The sequence below is a fragment of the Thermodesulfobacteriota bacterium genome (assembly GCA_034189135.1).
In the GTDB taxonomy this organism is placed as follows: Bacteria; Desulfobacterota; Desulfobacteria; order Desulfobacterales; family JAUWMJ01; genus JAUWMJ01.
Map to the genome: position 1 here is coordinate 1 of JAXHVO010000032.1, position 17,681 is coordinate 17,681.

At 43.1% G+C, this 17,681-nt stretch carries 16 protein-coding genes; 5 read left to right on the forward strand and 11 right to left on the reverse strand.

Translation table 11 applies throughout. The features are described from left to right. Window positions 1-309: 309 nt before the first annotated feature. Window positions 310-846, forward strand: coding sequence for a hypothetical protein (locus SWH54_04645; GenBank protein ID MDY6790540.1), 537 nt, complete (start codon window positions 310-312; stop codon window positions 844-846). A gap of 7 nt (window positions 847-853) precedes the next feature. Here SWH54_04645 and SWH54_04650 read toward each other — a convergent pair whose 3' ends face one another. From SWH54_04650 to SWH54_04680, 7 genes are all read right to left on the reverse strand, one after another. Continuing rightward, window positions 854-1,300 (reverse strand): GNAT family N-acetyltransferase, encoded by a 447-nt coding sequence (locus SWH54_04650; protein MDY6790541.1) that lies wholly within the window; start codon window positions 1,298-1,300, stop codon window positions 854-856. Between the two features lie 107 nt (window positions 1,301-1,407). Next, entirely contained in the window at window positions 1,408-1,965 is a 558-nt protein-coding gene (locus SWH54_04655; GenBank protein ID MDY6790542.1) for a hypothetical protein, read from the reverse strand. 62 nt (window positions 1,966-2,027) lie between these two features. Continuing rightward, on the reverse strand, window positions 2,028-2,705 hold the full coding sequence (locus SWH54_04660; GenBank protein MDY6790543.1) for a CsgG/HfaB family protein: 678 nt from the start codon (window positions 2,703-2,705) through the stop codon (window positions 2,028-2,030). Between the two features lie 171 nt (window positions 2,706-2,876). After that, complete coding sequence (locus SWH54_04665; GenBank protein ID MDY6790544.1) at window positions 2,877-6,737, reverse strand: hypothetical protein; 3,861 nt, start codon at window positions 6,735-6,737, stop codon at window positions 2,877-2,879. A gap of 596 nt (window positions 6,738-7,333) precedes the next feature. Continuing rightward, the gene (locus tag SWH54_04670) at window positions 7,334-7,864 is read right to left on the reverse strand and encodes a cobalamin-dependent protein (GenBank protein ID MDY6790545.1); all 531 of its coding nucleotides are present in this window, start codon (window positions 7,862-7,864) and stop codon (window positions 7,334-7,336) included. 350 nt (window positions 7,865-8,214) lie between these two features. Then, a complete protein-coding gene (locus SWH54_04675) occupies window positions 8,215-8,751 on the reverse strand; it encodes a hypothetical protein (protein MDY6790546.1) in 537 nt (178 codons plus the stop codon). 158 nt (window positions 8,752-8,909) lie between these two features. Then, window positions 8,910-9,371: an isoprenylcysteine carboxylmethyltransferase family protein gene (locus tag SWH54_04680; GenBank protein ID MDY6790547.1), complete on the reverse strand. Its 462-nt coding sequence runs from the start codon at window positions 9,369-9,371 to the stop codon at window positions 8,910-8,912. Between the two features lie 203 nt (window positions 9,372-9,574). On the opposite strand from SWH54_04680, the gene SWH54_04685 reads away from it, so the two are divergent. Further along, window positions 9,575-9,871: a hypothetical protein gene (locus SWH54_04685; GenBank protein MDY6790548.1), complete on the forward strand. Its 297-nt coding sequence runs from the start codon at window positions 9,575-9,577 to the stop codon at window positions 9,869-9,871. On the opposite strand, the gene amrS is transcribed toward SWH54_04685, so the two are convergent. The 4 genes from amrS to SWH54_04705 form a co-directional block, all read right to left on the reverse strand. Beyond that, window positions 9,829-11,007 carry an AmmeMemoRadiSam system radical SAM enzyme gene (gene amrS / locus SWH54_04690; protein ID MDY6790549.1) on the reverse strand — a complete coding sequence of 393 codons (1,179 nt, stop codon included), beginning with the start codon at window positions 11,005-11,007 and terminating at the stop codon, window positions 9,829-9,831. The two genes, SWH54_04685 and amrS, sit on opposite strands and share 43 nt — an antisense overlap. Then, window positions 10,994-13,099 (reverse strand): hypothetical protein, encoded by a 2,106-nt coding sequence (locus SWH54_04695; GenBank protein ID MDY6790550.1) that lies wholly within the window; start codon window positions 13,097-13,099, stop codon window positions 10,994-10,996. Before SWH54_04695 ends, amrS begins: the two co-directional genes overlap by 14 nt. 12 nt (window positions 13,100-13,111) lie before the next feature. Next, complete coding sequence (gene amrB / locus SWH54_04700) at window positions 13,112-14,581, reverse strand: AmmeMemoRadiSam system protein B (protein MDY6790551.1); 1,470 nt, start codon at window positions 14,579-14,581, stop codon at window positions 13,112-13,114. 80 nt (window positions 14,582-14,661) lie between these two features. Continuing rightward, window positions 14,662-15,459 (reverse strand): divergent polysaccharide deacetylase family protein, encoded by a 798-nt coding sequence (locus SWH54_04705; GenBank protein MDY6790552.1) that lies wholly within the window; start codon window positions 15,457-15,459, stop codon window positions 14,662-14,664. A 195-nt stretch (window positions 15,460-15,654) separates the two neighbouring features. Between SWH54_04705 and SWH54_04710 the strand changes: the two genes are divergently transcribed. The 3 genes from SWH54_04710 to SWH54_04720 all read left to right on the forward strand — a co-directional run bounded on the left by SWH54_04710 (window position 15,655) and on the right by SWH54_04720 (window position 17,389). After that, on the forward strand, window positions 15,655-16,506 hold the full coding sequence (locus SWH54_04710; GenBank protein ID MDY6790553.1) for an ARMT1-like domain-containing protein: 852 nt from the start codon (window positions 15,655-15,657) through the stop codon (window positions 16,504-16,506). A gap of 18 nt (window positions 16,507-16,524) precedes the next feature. Further along, window positions 16,525-16,983 (forward strand): DnaJ domain-containing protein, encoded by a 459-nt coding sequence (locus tag SWH54_04715; GenBank protein MDY6790554.1) that lies wholly within the window; start codon window positions 16,525-16,527, stop codon window positions 16,981-16,983. Window positions 16,984-17,188: 205 nt separating this feature from the next. Then, window positions 17,189-17,389 carry a cold shock domain-containing protein gene (locus SWH54_04720; GenBank protein ID MDY6790555.1) on the forward strand — a complete coding sequence of 67 codons (201 nt, stop codon included), beginning with the start codon at window positions 17,189-17,191 and terminating at the stop codon, window positions 17,387-17,389. Window positions 17,390-17,681 lie beyond the last annotated feature (292 nt).

Consider the following 17,681-nt stretch of genomic DNA (forward strand, 5'->3'; position numbering starts at 1 on the left):
AAAATGGATTTGGTCGCAGAACAGTAATTTTAACACAATAATACCCCTTAAGGGGTTATCAGTATCGATGCCCTTATAGGGCTTTATGCAAGCCTCCGGCTGGGCCGGAGGTCATGACTTATATGGGATTAAATAATGATGAATGGGTAAGAAATGACACCGATGGCTGAGCAAAAAGTTCTATATACCAAAATAATAAAACTCGGACTTGACAAGGACAGGTGTTTAAGGGGAAAGATAAATCATGTTACTTCAATATGAGAGATTTTTGGGAAATACTTATTTTTTAATATCAGGCAATAGAAATTTATGAAAAATCGCTATCTCTGGAATCGCTATTTTTTTACTGCGCTACTCGTTCTTATTTCCGCATGCTGTTTGTCATCCTGCTCGAAAGAAGAAGATGATGATATTTCACTCATTCTGAGCGTCATCGAAAAAGCTGAGGTGCTGGCAGAAGAGCATGATACGGGAAAGCTGATGGAATTAACTACCAAAAATTTTACCGCTCAGGATGGGAAATTGAAACGCCAGCAGGTGAGAAAATTCCTCTGGCTGACCTTTAGAAGATATGGCAAGTTCAATTTGATTTTTCCCGAGCCCGCTGTTGAGATTTTGGAAAAAGAAAAATCTGCCACTGCAGTGGTGCATTTTCTGGTGGTTAAAAAAGAACAACCTGTTCCTGATTTGGAAAAACTATATAAGGACCCCGAACGCTGGCTTAAAGAAGTGGGTGAGCTTGCCGACCTGTACAGGCTCGGCATACATTTTAGGAAGAACGGAGATAACTGGTTGGTAACTGAGGCAAAAATTGAACCTTACCGGGGTTTTGGCTTCGATAATTAATTGCTTTTTAACCTATTTTTTTATCAAATACTCTTTGCTGCTTGGATATAGAAAAACCCATATTGGAGTAAAACTCTTTGGCGTCTTTCCTTTTGCTGTTGCTTCTTACCCGCAGCCTGGTAAGTTCGTTTTGCACCGTCCAGTTTTCAGCGGCTTTCAACAGCGCTTTTCCAATACCTTTCCGGCGAAATGATGCTGAAACCACAAAACCGCCTATTTCAGCAAATGATCCTGATTCAACTCTGTTAGCCACGTACACGTGAATCCAGCCGACTATTTTCCCACTCGACACCAAGGAGACATAAATGACATGATCCTGGGAATTCAACAGGGTACTGAGACGTTGTTGAATTTCAAACTCTGATGATGAATAACCAAGCTGTGCTGTCAATTCAGCTATAGCTGAAACATCATCCATTGTTGTCTGGCGGATTTCATACTGCACTTGATTCATAGTCTTTCAGTTTGAAGCATTACGCCTTACATTGGTCATCAGGCAGGCTAAAGGGAAGTGGCAAGGTCGACTGTATGATCCCTGCCAGGTGAATGGAATATATGCTGCTACATTTCCGACCGCTGCCTGGCTAAATCTGCCATATTGCGGGCCTGCCTGGCTGACTGCATTGCCCTTCTGCCATTTTCAGTTTCCGTTGAAGCAATGCTTTGCCAAATTTCCTCGGCTTCTTCGAAAGCGCTAATCGCGCTTTCCCATTGCTGACTTCTGGCATAAGAATTCCCCTGATTGAATTTCATTTTCGCCTGATTGTATATTTCGACAATCTTTAACTCTGCATCATAATTCTCCTGATTTTCCAGGGCTTTTCTAATTTTTGCAGCGTTGTTCCTGCAGATGGTTATGTTTCGTTTGGCGGAGCCTGCGATTTTGGGACAACGGCAGTTTTCCATTTCCGAAGCTTCCTGATACAATTCTTCTGCCTCTTCATATAGTTCGATGGCTTCTGCATATTCTTTTTGTTTTGAAGCAGCCATGGCAGCATTAAATATCCGGCCGGCTTCCTCCATCACATCATCGCAGCTGTCAGCAGAAACGGTTAAAGGCAGAGAAAAAACAATCAAACAAGCTGCCACCAAAACAACAAAATTTTTCTTAATGTTCATTCAGATCTCCTTTCACTGAACTCTCTTCGCAAAGCTCGGAATACGACAAAAAATGCTGTTAATTATTTGCCTTGCCCGCATAATTTTTTGATTAATTCTTTGGAAAAAGCTTTGACAGTCTCATTAATCACCCTGGTTGTTTCGTCCGTTCCAACTACTTTTGTAATTGACCCGGACCATAAAACAACCGCATCAGAAGCTCTTACACATCTTGCAGAAAAAGATACGGAAGATTTTTGGTAGATTAAAACAGCGTTTCCGCCGGATGCGTCTCCAACACTTCCGATTATAATGGCATCTATTCCAGCGATATTTGCCACCTCTGCAAGTTGGTTGGATTCCAACAGGCCGGATATAGTAAGATTTTTTTCTTTTAGAACGGCTTTCAACCTCGAGCGCTCAACCACAGTGACATTTGGTAAAGACATGAGATGACTTGTAAGCAGGTCGCCTATCATTTTCCCTGCGTCTGTTGCTGAACCTGACCCATAAAGCAAAGATGCAACTGTATCGCCTTTTTTATAGTCAAAATCCAGCACCGCGATATTCATCTGTTGCTTTTGGTAGTATTTTGGAGAAACAACAATATTAATGTGTTGCGAAGATGCACAGGCGCATAAAAACAGAATCACAGAAAGCACTGAAAATAATCTAGCTTTAAAAATTAATTGACTAATTTTCATTTTGCACCTCCGCTTATTATGAGAAACGATAAACCCAACTTGAAAATCGTCTATCATTCGTATGCAACCCGTTTTTGAAAAATTGGATAATTGAAACGAAAAGAATGAATGTGATCAAACTTGTTGTCAAAATGTAATGTTGACACCCACACACTGTTTGGTGATTTTATTTTAAAGGATAGCATAGCTCAAACACGTTAGAAACTTATAAATTAATGTGCCGCAACCCTAAGGGGCGAAATGACCTTGCAACCATCCGATAAGATATCTTTCAAACCCTTTATTGCTATATGGAACGAGTGATCGAAGCTTTTCTATAATAGCAATAAATGACTTGGGTTGCCCTCTTAAAAGACACTCAAGGATCTTTCCCGTCTGAGCTTGATATTCCAGTGAAGGGTCACCTTCTCTCCAAATTTCAGTAAAAAAGTTTGCAGCAACCTTAATATGAGATATCATATCGGCATCGGGTCCACCCAGTATTTCTGCAACTTTCGCGAATTTTCGCCCGCCTGGATCGTTTTTATCATTTGCAACCTTTAGTAGGACCACTGCATCGACCGAGATAAATCGAAAACCGCCATCTATCATGTCAATTATAGCCTCAACATATCCATCCGTCGTCAGCAGATTTTGTTTCTGTGCGGCCATGAGCACTGGCTGGAGCCAGGAACTTTTCAATCTGAACTCTTGTGCTCCAATCATGCGGTATGCATAATCTTCACAGAGTAAAAGTCTGTTTGATCCATCAGCTGCGAGAATAGTGTCACAAAAGTATCTGTCAAACACACCGGAAATCTTGCGTATTTGAGGGGATAACTCTCGTGTACCCTCGGCAGGCAGTATTTTGCAATGTTGATCAATCCAATCTATGTCATCATTAACCATTTTCAAAACGTCCTGAAGTTGTTCATCTGTGATCTCGTCGCGAAAATACTGCCCATCCCTCCAAGAGATATTCATGAAGGATTTGCCGATATGAGAAATTATGTCTTCTTTACGGAGCCGCAGAATATCCACTGAAGATTCGGTTATACCAATCGGGCCGCATATCGCTGAAACAGGGTTTTCAATACCTAACCTGCGGATGATGTGAAATGTAAGTATATCAACGACGCAACCATGACATTCATTGCGTTTAATCGCTTCCAAGGCTGCGTCTCTTTCCATCAAAGTACCGATACAAACACGGAATGCACGTCCAGCGTCATGCAGGCCGTGCCATGCCTCGATGATATTGCCCCCAAAGTTATTTGATATAAACTCGAGAGGAAGATTATTCTGCTCATATTGATCAAAGGCGGCCTGCATTGCGTCATGGCGGTCTTTAACGATAGTGAGGATGGGTTGCATAGGATCTTTTTTATCGATGGTTACTTTCTCGAATCCTTTAAACATGGGGAATTGACGTTCGAAACGTTCCATTGACTTGTGCAAGGCGTCCAACCATTTGTGTTTTATAGATACGATGCGCCATTCTTCGCGAGGTTCTTTGCGTTCATCAATAATAAATGTATCGTTAGCTCGGAGTCCAAGTGCTTTTCGAGCCACAGGATGATCCGGTGCTATGGCATGATTGTTGTATGTGCGAAGCTTTTCTTCCGGTTCGATCAAATATCTATCATTCTCACCTCTTTCGTTTTCAATAGTAAAAACAACATCCGGCCCGACTTTTGTTACTTCGAGATTTATTGTTTCTGCTCTGTTTGAAAGTAGTAACAAGCACGTGTATTGGAAATGAATCTTTGGGTCCTTGCGATTTTTGATGAATACTGCATATCCGAGCTTCAGGCTACGTTCTTCAAAGCCAAAATGATTAAGCCACCTGGCAAGGTATATGCGGTCAAGAGGTTTTCCATCAAGTCTTTCCACGTTTCCTTCAAGAAAGGCCCTTACGTCCGTTTCATCACCGCGACGCAGACGGACGTCAATCCATTTAAAACGCATAGAAAGATCTTCGGGACACATTTGAATATAATGATCCATCACTTTTTCAGCGGTGACATAATCACCACGGATCATGTGTACTGCTGACTGTATTCGCAGATACAAGGGTTTTTCTGCAATATCCTGAGGCAGTTTCTTTATTGCTTCATGCACCTGCCGACGTCGATCACTGTTGATCATGGCAGGCAGAAGCAGACGCAGGGCTGGCGTATCGCGAGTGAAATCAACCCAGCTATCAAGTACATCGACTACTTTATCATACCGTTGTTGTCTATCCAGTTCCTTAGCAACGACAAATCGATCATAGAATGAAGATGCATCGTTCAATAGTTTCATAGCTTGGGTCAATGTCTGCTCAGCTGCTGGGTCACCACACCTATGCTGGCAATGGGCAAGAAAAACAAGGACTTCGATTTTTCCCGGATATGCTTTTGCTAAGGCATTCGAACGATCCATTACGATATTCGGCTTATTTTCCTTTAAGTAGCTTTCAATTTTGATAAAAGAGGCTGATAATCTATGCTTTTCGTCGACATGGGGTTTAGACACATCGCTTAATACTTCGCGCGCCGCCTCTGGGTCAATCTTGACAAGTTGTTGCGCTATCATGACAGCGGTCTCCGGGTCTTTCCCGGCTTTTTCTTGTAGAAGTTTTAATGCCTTCTCCTCTTCATCCAATACCAAATGAATGGCAGCCCTCTCTCTGATAAGGTCAATGTCATCCGGTGTCTTTTCAAGTACTTCATCGAGTACTTTTGCCGCCGATTCGTGGTCACCTTGGGCACGGTATGCAACTGATAGGTTGTGGGGGAGACTTGTGTCATCAAATGCTTCCTCAGCACGCTTATGTTTTTCCCAAAGCGACTTAAGATGTTTAATAGCGGTGCGGAGTATGCCTGTATCAAAACCAACCGGCTGACATTGGCCCAACAATATCCAGCGTGATTCCATAATCTCATCAAGGTCTGCTTCAGCCGCGGCACGCTTTAACTCATCTACATCGGGGAAAAGAGAAAATGCCTCTCGTGCTGCTTTCCGCCATTCTGGCTGCTTCCGACGGCGAAAAAATGAGATGACTCCCATCCTGACGGCTGGTGTATCATGAATTTCTTTTGGGATGAGAATTAAGGGATCTGTTATCGAATCATCATTGAAATGAGCCTGGACAAGATAAGAGGCAGCATTTTCGTTCATAGGATCTTGGTGCAGCGCAGCTTCAGCAGCTTTAATAGCCTCCTCCATATTGCCCTTGATCAGATGGGAGAGTGTTAGATTGGCCATTCCAATTTTGTCAGTAGAATCATATTTTATAGCTGCCATAAAATCGTCGGCAGCGCCTTTCTCGTCTCCCATTTTCAACTTTGCCGCCCCGATGTTTGTGATCATCCGAAATCGGGCACGAGATGATGCTTTTCCCCAGCAACGTTTTTTTAATCTCTCTAGTAAATCAAGGGCTGTTCGGGCACGGTCATCCCTTATTAGATCACGATAGGTATCAATCTCATCATGCAAATAAATATCGATCGTTTCAGAGGCTTTTGTTGAAGTATCGCTGCTATTTTGGATAGCATATTTATTAAGCTCGAATAATTTGTCAAGCTTGTTCATAATAAAAACATGGTCTTTTTTTGAATCAGCAAAGTCGCTTAATAGCTTATCTGTGAATGGTGTGCTATCTGGAAGGAAAGCCTGTATCGCTGGGGCGTACTGACTAATTTGATTCTCAAGCTCACTCCACCCCCATACGGTAACATCCATAGGGTGGTTGGATTCTTTGTTTTCTTGAGTTATATTTCTAGCAACCTTTTGGATTTTGGTGTCGTCTGGGGCGGTAGTGACAAGAAAAAATTCCAAAATGGGAGGAGTGAAATTGCGTGCCTTCTCCACCTCTCTTCTAAGCTCATTCTCAGTGACTTTCTTTCCGAGATTACGGTCCTTCCCTTTACATTGAACGCCGACGTAGTGCCCACCCGAACCGCCTCGTCTTCCCCAAATATCAACACCATTTTGGGCTTGCCCATGACGCCCATTTAAAGCAGTGGCTGGATCGTCGAGAATACACTCGAAAAGCACCCTGCAATGGCGCTCAAAATCCTGCCAATTTTGGGGGGGTGGTATTGATACTGATGAATAGTCTGCCATTTTTCAATCCGAAGGGTGTTTAATAGGCTTCCGATATGTTATGCTGTCAGGATAACTCAAGTTACTGCTTTCACTTTACCATTTAGAGTATTTAATCATTAGATTTCTTCTTCAAGCATTGATATCGCTGGTTTCCACGAAGAATTATTTCTTTGATCTTCAATTTTCATATGAATTTGATGGCCCAGTTGAGCGAAATTGTCCTGCGCAGAAATTACGTGTGTATGTGCAATTTCTGTGCAGAACAATTTCCACCTCCGATGTCTAATTTCAGTGGAGTTCAACGGAAATGGGGGCATGATGTCTTATATGATTATTAAAAATATTAAATATGGAAAAAAAGCGATTTATGTCTATGAAAACAGCATAATATCTATTTTATTATGCAGATCATTTATAATTATAAATAAAATTAGGAGCCAAAGAGGTTCGCGCAGTTCGCAGTTGGATGAGATAGAGAACAGGTTCAGATTTAAAATAAATGTAAAATCTATAATAACCCAAAAAGATGTTAAACACAAGAAATAGTTCTTAAATTGTACCAAATTGCTTTGCGAAGACTAACTGTTTTACGGTTTAAGATCAATTTTGGCTGGCTAATCTTTTTTCTTAAAAGAAAGCAGATATTGGATAAAATCGGCTGCATTTTTTGCGGCGAAATGGATACCGGTGCGGGATGCAAATTCATGGTCTGCGGTAAAAACCGGTCCTCCTGCGATGATTTTTGTTTTTGACGGGAGGTTTTGGCTTATTTTTAAAATGTCTTCCTCTGAATCGAACTGGAGCACGGTTAATCCTAACAAATCAGGCTGATACTTGTTGCAGGTGCTGATGATTTTTTCCGGTGTCAGCAGAAGCCCGAGTTCAATGATTTCAACACCGGAAATCTCGGCAAACATGTTAATAATTTCGAGCCCATGCCCTAGGCCGTCGTCAATGGTTCCGGTCAGCATCAGCGGAGGCTGATCCCAAATCCCTAAAACACCTGTTTCAACTTTCCATTCATGCAAATCCGAAGCTGCGTTTTCAAGACCCGATCTGGAGGGTAAACCCGTTGATTGCCATTTTTTGGACAGTTTATCCAGTTTTTTCCCCAGCTGTTTTTGGTATTTAGAAATATCGTTCACTCTCTTTAGCTAAACGTCCTAATTCGCAAGTTCGATTATGTATTTGTTTGTATCGTTTCACCGCCCGGCTTGTCCCGCTGAGCGGGGCTTTGCTTGAGACGCAAAGATCGCAGAGTAAAATATTATTTCTTTTGCCGTTGAGAGGACGGCAAAAGAAAATCAATCAACGCTTGTTTTGTTACAACTACATGTTTTCATATCAAATTATATTTTTCTGTAGGAATGTATTCCTTATTGCTTTCGGCCTCTCAGCTGAAAACAATAAAAAAACGATTCTTTGCGTGCTTTGTTACTCTGCGGTAAAGTAAATCATTTTACTTGCTTGATTGCCATAGTCAGCGTTTTGATGGTTATTTTTCGAGATAGCTGATAATTTTCTTATCATTTAGCAGGGCGGTTACCGCTTTTGTTATTGCGCCGGCACCGGCATGATACCTTGCCTGCTGAGCAAACGGGGAGTGATTGATGTGGTTGCCTTCATACTCCTGAGTATATCCGTCTGCTACCTCTACTTTAAGCATCACGATACAACGGATTCCTGAAAACTCACTGTTAAGCTTTCCTGCGGTGATGGTTAATTTCAGTATTTTGTGGGCATCCTCGGTGACGTTGATGTTTCTTTTTTTCAGTTCGAATTTTAACAGGCCGGCTGCCTTTTCTGTCCACTCACCCAAATCCCCAATCCATTTGCTTCCCGCAATACTGTAAAATACAGTATTTTTTCCTTGATGCTGGGCGTTTATAATGTGAACCGAATCTTTGACGTTCATTTCCGGCACTAAATCGGGTTTGACCGGAAAAGGTTTTACACTGTATGAGTGCGAACATCCATATAACAACACGAACAGGATGAATGTGATAATTTTTTTCAATTGTGTGGATTTCATTTCAACCTCCTGGTATAAACGTTTTTGGGAGTATTCACCAACGATGCCGGGCTTGCTAAATGTTCCAACTGTCACTACCGCAGTCGCAATTTTTAGGACTCATCTTCTTTTCACTTTTTCCGTTGAAGCCTCGTTTAAAAGATCAACTTATATCTCAATCAGAGCCATCGCCTCACATGACGTCTGTATTTTGCATACTGTTCACCAAACATCCGTTCCATGTTTCTTTCTTCAGGCGGGATAATCATAAAGTTGGCTACCAGGAAAAGGAGAATCGGAAACAGGAATGCGGTCAACGATCCCAGCAACACTGCCAGCCCAACGAGCCAGATCACCATGGCCAAATACATCGGATTACGGCTAACACGGAACGGTCCGGATGTCGTTAGGGCAGACCGCTCTCCATGAAGCTGGTAGCTCGTTCCTGCGACCTGAAATGACTTGGCCGCCCAGGTTGCCAGCGCGAAACCGGAGACCAGCAGGATTATTCCAAGGTAGGTATAAGGCTTGGGGACTACGATTAATATAGGAAACAGAAAGTGAAAAATTATGGGAAGGGCGAGCAGAATTGCGATCTCCACAGTTCTGGCCACTGTCCGTTTATTTGTGGTTTTGTTCATTCTATTTTCCTTACCAGTACCTATCCACACTTGGATTGTCTGACGCCTGATGGATTAATTGTTGAATAGCAGGTCTAAGTCGTTACCAGCAGAATAGCCGGTGGTAATGACTTGATTATTAAATAGTTATGCTGTAAAGGTTCCAGCACGGCTTTATCGTCTCGCTGTTTGCAGTTTACCGGTCAAAACTTGGGCGTATAATTATGAACGAGCAAAATAAAACAAAAACTTCGGAGGCTGTCAAGACGGCTGTTTTTAATGCGTTTTCCAACGAGTTTCAGTCCGAAGCCATTGACACCTTGTCCAGATATGGAGTTGAAAAATACGAGCGAGACTCTGAGCGTGAGCAACTGGCCATAGTGAATCTCTGTGGCGGCGATATGGATAAATTAGGCGAATTGGTTGCACAGGCAAAAAAGGATTACAGAAACATAATATTTAACCATCCCTCCACGAACTACCACACCCCCGGAATAACAGTATTGCAGAATTTACATTGATTGCCGGTCAGGTTGTAGGTGGGAATGAAATAACCCTGACGTTCAATCAGCAGTTTGTTGCAGTGGTGGCAGTAGGTATGATTGCCCTCATGGCCGGGCACATTACCGAGGTAGACATAGCGGATTCCCTGCTGCATGGCCAGCTGGCGAAATCGGGTCAGGGTGGAAACCGGAGTGGGTGGCAACCGGTCGAGCTTATACCTGGGAAAAAATCGCAGAAAGTGCAACGGATGGTCCGGTCCGAGATATTCAAGAATCCATTCACACATCTGTTTAACCATGTCCGGGTCATCGGTATATCCGGGAACGACCAGATTGGTCATTTCAAAATGAATCTTTTGCTCATGGAGGGTTTTAAAGGTGTTTAACACCGGCTTCAGCCGCCCCCCGTTTAGTTTGCGGTAAATGGCATCGCTGAAAGATTTGAGGTTGACATTGGCCCCATCCAACACTTGGCAAAATTCCAACAGCGGTTTGTGGTTGATATAGCCGTTTGAGATCCACAGGTTGTATAACCCATTGGCTTTTGCCAGACGGGCGGTATCGATCATATATTCGAAAAATGTGGTCGGCTCTGAATAGGTGTAGGCTATCGATTTGCATTGTGACTGCATGGCCGCTTTTATCACCCCCGGAGGGAAAAGTTCGTGATGACGGACTTCGGTGGGTTTGACCTGGGATATCTCCCAGTTTTGGCAGTTCAGGCAGCGAAAATTACAACCGGTGGTTGCCAGGGAAAAGGCCTTTGAGCGGGGCTTAAAATGATACAGCGGCTTTTTTTCTATGGGGTCAACATGTAAGGCGCAGGGATTGCCGTAAGCCAGGCTGTAAAGACTGCCGTTTATGTTGACCCTGGATCGACACACGCTGCGGTCACCGGGAGACAGGATACAGCGATTCGGGCAGATACCACAGACCACCCGGTCGCCTTTCAGTTTTTTATAGAAATACCCTTCATGGGACCATTTCCACGGGGTTGCCGGCGCATCACCTTTCAATATCTTGCCTTTGATATCAGCTGGTCCGGATATCTGATAATTTTTCCCCTGCAAAAAGGCGAAGGTCTGGCAGGGAAAGGCGCTGGAAAGCAGTGCCGAGCTGTAAATAATAAAGTGTCGTCTGCTAATTTTTTTCATGACTGATCCCCAACCAGATCAAGCTCAACAGTTTTAGAACAATCAAGGCTGCCGCAGTTCTAAACACACCTAAAAACGGCAGCAGCATCACGCTGGTGAGCAGTGTACCGGCAGCGGCACCGATCAGATCCGCAGAAAAAGACTTTGATGCAGCTGAGTTGTCTGCCCCCCTTAAATGAAACGCCACCGGAAACTGAAACCCGCAGGCAAGAGAAACCGCAAAGCCGAAAGAAAGAAAAAAGATCTCGGGCAGGTGATAGGCCCAGAACTTCAAGACAAAAATAAATCCGGCCAGGAGAACAATAAGAAGGCCATCGGTAAACATCAGCTGTTTTATTTCATTTCTCTTGAGTTTGGTTGCCAGCCAGGCTCCGGGCAATAACCCTGCAAGGAAAACAGTGATAATTAAGCCGATCTTAAGGTAAATATAACCGAAAAAAATCTGAAAAGCAAAGATAACTAAAATTTCACTTCCCATATTCACACATCCGGTGGAAAAAAGGACAAACTCTTCCCTTGATATGCGAATGAGATAGATCAGGGTGATTAAAGCCAACCCGGTAAAAAACAGGTTGGGAGAGGTGGAAAATTTGGCAAACCACTGGGAAAACATAAGCCGCATGAGGTGCGGGGAGTGATCGAAATTAATGGGGGTGCTGGGGTCTATCAATTTTTTTAGCTGACCGATTCTTTCCAAGGTCACATTGCCGTAATAATAGCCTTTGATGTAGCTGGTGGAAATATTTTTTGCCGTAAGAAGGGCCGGTATATCGGCGGAAAGCGGATGGTTGCTGCAAACAAAAAAGATTTTTTGACCGGGTAGCATCAACAGATGGTTAAAATGAGAAGCCGCCGTATTATACAGCGAGGAAAGCTTCTGTCGCTGAGGTTCTGCCAGATAATTATCAAATCCCTGTGCGGAAAAACTGAGTATCCCCTCGGGGGACAGATGATCCTTGACTATGGCAAAGAATTTATCGGTAAAGAACCTGTTTATTTGAAAGGTGGTGGGTTCAGGAACATTCATGATGACTGCATCATATTTTTTTGTTGAGCGGGAAAGAAAGGCACGGCCATCATGGTGGATGACGTTTAGATTTAAAATTTTCCGCAGCATGTTGAAGCGGAACAACACGTGGGAAACATCCGGATTCAATTCCACAAAATCGACAGATTCCGGGTGATGCTTTTCTAACTGGGTCATCATGCCGCTTTCGGCGGAGATAATTAATATATTTTTAAGGTGATCACGCTGGGACAATGGATAGTGAACAGCCTCTTCAGCCATGGTCAGATTCTGGCTGCTAAATGATGGAACACCGTCCTGGAACAAAGTGAATTGCTCGTTGTCCTGGTGAATCGAGATGCGGCCATAGCGGGATTCACCGTAAAAGGCCAGCTTGCCTTCGCGCGGAGCAAGTGAAGGGTTTTCTAAATATACGCCGGCGAAAAGGATAAGAACGGACAGGAAGGTAAAAAGTATGGCACCCGGATGATACCGGTGCTTAAAATGAAACAACAGGTAGGTGGTCAACATCAGCGGCAGGTTGGCCAACAAAACAGCCTGCAGGGGAGAGACCAGAAAAACAAGGATAAAGGAAAACAGAGCGCCTCCGCTGATGTCTCCCAAATTGTCCGTGATATAGATCCGTGCGCCGGGATAATCGGGAATTTCCTTTCTGATGGTGAACAGGGCGTAGGGCAATACAAAACCGATGAGCAGGCAATAAGGCGCAACGGTTAAGAAAGTAAATGCAAAGGTCGGATAAAATCCAACGGAGCTTCCATGAATAAAGAGGACGTCTCGCAGTATACGTATTCCCAGGATTTGAAATACAGGCAGGCAAACCAGGCAAAAAGAAAGCCAGCCCAGGTGATTCACCGCAACATGCCGTGGACTCCTGGAAATAATGTGGGCCAGAAATGTTCCGATTCCACCAAGGACCAGCCAGTTGAATAGAATGAGGGCAATGATAAACTCATTCCCATTAAACTGGGTTAAAAATTCACGAATGGTGACAAGCTGGGTGACCACGGAGGAGATTCCCGTGGCGATCACCACTCGGTTTATGGCGGGTTCAATTGTTCTCATTAAAATGTAACGTTATTTTTCAGCAAGTCCAAAGTATTGAGCCTGGTAGGTCAAGACTTCAAGTTTGGTGTTTTTCCATGAATTTGCAGAAAGACCGGCCTTTGAGCATAGGCGGGAAAGGAAAATCTCCGGTTCAGGCAGCTGTCTCCAGACCTGGGGCAAAAAAGTGGCGACTGCCCGTCCTTTGCGGATAATCACCCCGTCTATATTTACCCGGAGTTTAGCCAGCAAATCGGAATAATCGGTATATTCAAGGGGTTTGGGTTGAGTAAGTACGCTGATTTCGATATCGATATGATCAAACTCATCAGATGTTAAAGGAGGAAAACGGGGATCAGCAAAAGCGGCATTCAGCGCGTTGTGTATAATTCCTGATTGGATCGATTCTTTAGCGGTTAAGCTTCCGATGCAGCCGCGCAAGCGGCCGTCGATTTTAAGGGTGACAAATGTGCCGCAGCGTTTGGTAAAAAAACGGTCTTTTAAGGCATCGGCTAACTGCCTGGATTGGTCGGCCGACATTTTTTGTCCAAGTTGTTCCATTATGGTTTTACGGGCCAGTTTAACCAGCACCTGCCCCTGTTTTTGGCTCAGGGATGTGTCGCCAAAATAGGCAATGGCAGAATATCCCACCACTTTTGAACGGTCCCCTGCGGTATCCCCGCTGTTTGAATAATGAAGCAGGACAGGTTGCCATTGCCGGCGGTGGGCGATTTCCATTAATAGGAGAATCGGTACTTTTCCGCAGGCGCAGTTTTCTCTGTTTTTTAGTTTTTTAGCTTTGTTATTTAATATAAGGTCAATGGTCTCTTTGTCCCTGGCTGAGGCCTTGGAGTAGGGGAGAAAGTGGGATAAATCCGAGCTGACCACCAGCAAGGTGTCAGCATCGAGCAAAGGTTCGATGGTATCCGCAATCCCCCTGATTTCAGTTGGATGGCCCATGACAATGGGGACCAGTTTAAATTCTTTAAGGTAATACTGTAAGAAAGGAAGGATAACCTCCAGAGAATGCTCAATTTCGTGATTTTTTAGAATGGATTGAAACAGATTTGTTTTGTTAAGCAATCGGCGGGTATCTGGATGGAGACCGATCAAGCCGAGAGGGGTCTGGTAGCCTTTGACCTGGCTGATGGCACAGTTTCGGTAACCGATGCGATGATCGGGTCCAAGAAGAATCACCTTGTTAAACTGATTATTCCCTAGAACCAAAGAGGCGTGGGCAGCAGTAAAACCGGAGTAAATGTATCCGGCATGCGGCAGGATGATGGCTTTAAGCTGCTTATGGGGAGGAATGTTAACGGTGGTTCGTGTTGCCTTTTGCGTTAAGCTGGCAATCATTTGTTCAAGTTCCGCTCGGTTGGAAGGGTAAAATTTACCCGACCAAATCGGCATGCGGATATGATCGGACGCTAAAGAATTTAAAGCGATGACAGCAACCAGGCATAGGGCAAAAAAAACGATTACCAATGATTTAACCGAATGCATCACAGATAGCCTTAAGTTGAAAAAAGATTAGCTAAGGTTGGTGATTGATGTTGAACTTTATCACAACAAACAAGACGTTTTCAACTGTATTTTGTGTTATGGAAAGAGAGAATATCAGACACATGAACAAAAGATACGCCGGAATGTTTGGGACTTGAAATAAAGCACCTGATGGCTTTCGCGGTTTGTGGAAAAGGGTGGCCGATTCCGATGGCATATCCGTGTATTTTTGCATGAATTTCCAGCTGATAAAGCTGTCGCCGAATATATTTGTCTTGCAAACAATTATCGAGGAATATATTTCTGCACGCGGTCGTCATGTGAAGTTTCTTGGCGGTTTGGTGGGCAACGCTGTGGCCTGAAGTCAGGCTGTCAATAAAAAATAGGTTAGAGTCTTTAATGACCCTGAGCGCATGACCTATTTGCTTATCACATGAGGTAAACTTTGAACCCATATGGTTGTTCACTCCGGTGGCATAAGGTGCCGCAAAGATGTTTTCTTGCATAATTTGAGAGATTTTCTGTGGTTTGTATCCCACCAAAAGTGCCCCCGGGCCTGGATCCAGGTGGGAGTTGAAAGGTTCCATGGGTTGGTGCAGCATGATTTCATGTCCTTGGCCATGGATTTCAACCGCAATACGATAAGAATGGGTCAGATGGGGCAGCACGGAAAAAGTCATCGGGATGTTCACATTTAAAAAATCTCTTGCGCGGGGGATGCTGTATCCGATATCATCGATTATCAGGGCAATTAAGGGTTGAACAGAAGAATTATTTTTTTTCTCAACCATGGCAAACGCTTTGGAAAAAATGCTGAGCCCGAAAAAATTTGATGCCAGCACAAAAGCACTATTTTTTAGAAAACGTCTTCTGTCCATTATTTCAATATGCCGTGTGAATAATGTCCCACCATATACTACAGGTTGTGGTGGTAGTCAAGCTAAAATACTATATATTGATAATTTTGTAAAAAGTAAAAAATTGTCGGACCACACTCATGTGGGTATGCTGGTCTTCGGGTGGCACAACCGTTTAGCTTTAATAATAAAATAAATAAAACCAGTTTAATAAATTTGAAAACATACTTCGATTGCATACCGTGTTTTGTTCGCCAGACCCTTGAAGCCTCAAGAATTGCGACTTCAGACGAAAAACTTCAGGAAAAGATACTCAGAGGCGTTCTTGCAAAGGTAAGCGATATGGATTTTGGCCAATCGCCACCTGTGATGGGACAGTATATCCATAGATTAATCAGGAAAATTTCCGGGAATCAGGATCCTTACCAAAAATTAAAGCACAATTTTAACAAATTGGCCCTTGGTATTTATGCTGAACTTTCAGACAGGGTTAAGAATGCCGCAGACCCTTTTGAGGCTGCCGTACGTTTTGCCATTGCCGGAAACATTATAGACTCAGGTGCAGTTCATCATCTGACAAAGCCTTATATCATGGCAACCATAGAACAAGCCATGTCACAGGAATTGTCTGGAAATATAGAAAAATTGCGAACAGCTGCGAATTCTGCCAAAAAAATTCTTTATCTGGGGGACAATACCGGTGAAATTGTTTTCGATAAGTTACTAATACAACAGTTGCCTGCAGATAGGGTGACGTTTGTGGTGCGTGGGTATCCGGTGATAAACGATGCCACTTTGGCTGATGCGAAACTCACGGGGCTGACTGATATCGTTGAGGTCATCGACAACGGGTCGGATGCACCCGGAACCATACTGGAAAATTGTTCTCCGGAGTTTTTAACCCAATTTTTCGCTGCGGATCTGGTACTGGCAAAAGGCCAGGGCAATTACGAAACCCTTAGCAGTGCAGACCAAAACATTTTTTTCATCTTAAAAGCAAAGTGCCCGGTCATTGCCAGGGATATCGGTTGCGAAATCGGCAGTCTGGTTATTAAAGATATTAATTAAGGGTCATTATATAACGCTATGAAAATAATACTAATAATATTAGCTGTGCTGTATCTGCTTTCCCCTTACGATATACTGCCTGACTTCATTGTCGGCTGGGGATGGCTGGATGATCTGGCAATTTTAGGTTTTTTATTCAGGTATTTATATTTAAATAAAAAGAAACAGGAATACAGCAAGCAAAGCTTCCAACAGTCAGAAAATTCCTTTGAAAAAAATCAGGGACAAAGATTTTCCCAGGAAAAATCTTCCGGTTCAAATTCTCAGTTCGAATCAAAACAATCAATAAAAAATCCTTATGAAATACTTGGCATTGAAAAAGATGCATCCAAACAGAAGATAAAGGAAGCATACCGAAAGATGGCAGGCAAATACCATCCTGACAAAGTGGTTCATCTGGGCAAAGAATTCCAACAGATTGCGGAAGAACGGTTTAAAGAAATACAACAAGCTTATGAGATGCTGAAGGACAAATAACATTAATGGTAAAAGGCAAATATTTTTTATGGCGGCCATCTGTGATCTTTTTACTTGACTTTTTATGGATATATCATATGCTTAAACAAAATGATGGTCCGGTTAATAAAACCGGTTTGTATTGCTCTGATGAAAAGTTTTTTTGAGATGGAAAAACTTGGGGCATTAGGCAAGAATTTTTATTTTTTGAAAGGAGAGTATTGTTTTGGCAAATGGTATCGTAAAATGGTTTAGTGACAAGAAAGGGTATGGCTTTATTGAAAAAGAGGAAGGTGGAGATATTTTTGTTCATCATACTTCGATCAACATGTCAGGCTTCAAAACCCTTTCCGAGGGCGATCGGGTGACGTTTGACGTGGAAGAAGGGGATCGAGGTCCTTCAGCCAAAAACGTCGAAAAAGTTTAATTTTTAAATAGAAAATGAAAAGGGCATTCTGGCAACAGGTGCCCTTTTTTTTTGCCCTTTTTTTTACCATCTCTCATCATCCTGAGACAGACCTATATACGGGTTTTTCATTGTTTAAAACGGAACATATTCATTAGAAACAAACATTCTCTTTTCAATCTTAGTTCGGTTCATCCGGGTAATCGCCTGTTTGACCGGTACAAGACTTTACAATCTTACCTGTAAATGAACGTACGGCAGCTATCTCGCTTCAATTAGATTCGAGCCAGCCCCAAGAGACAGAATCCCACGG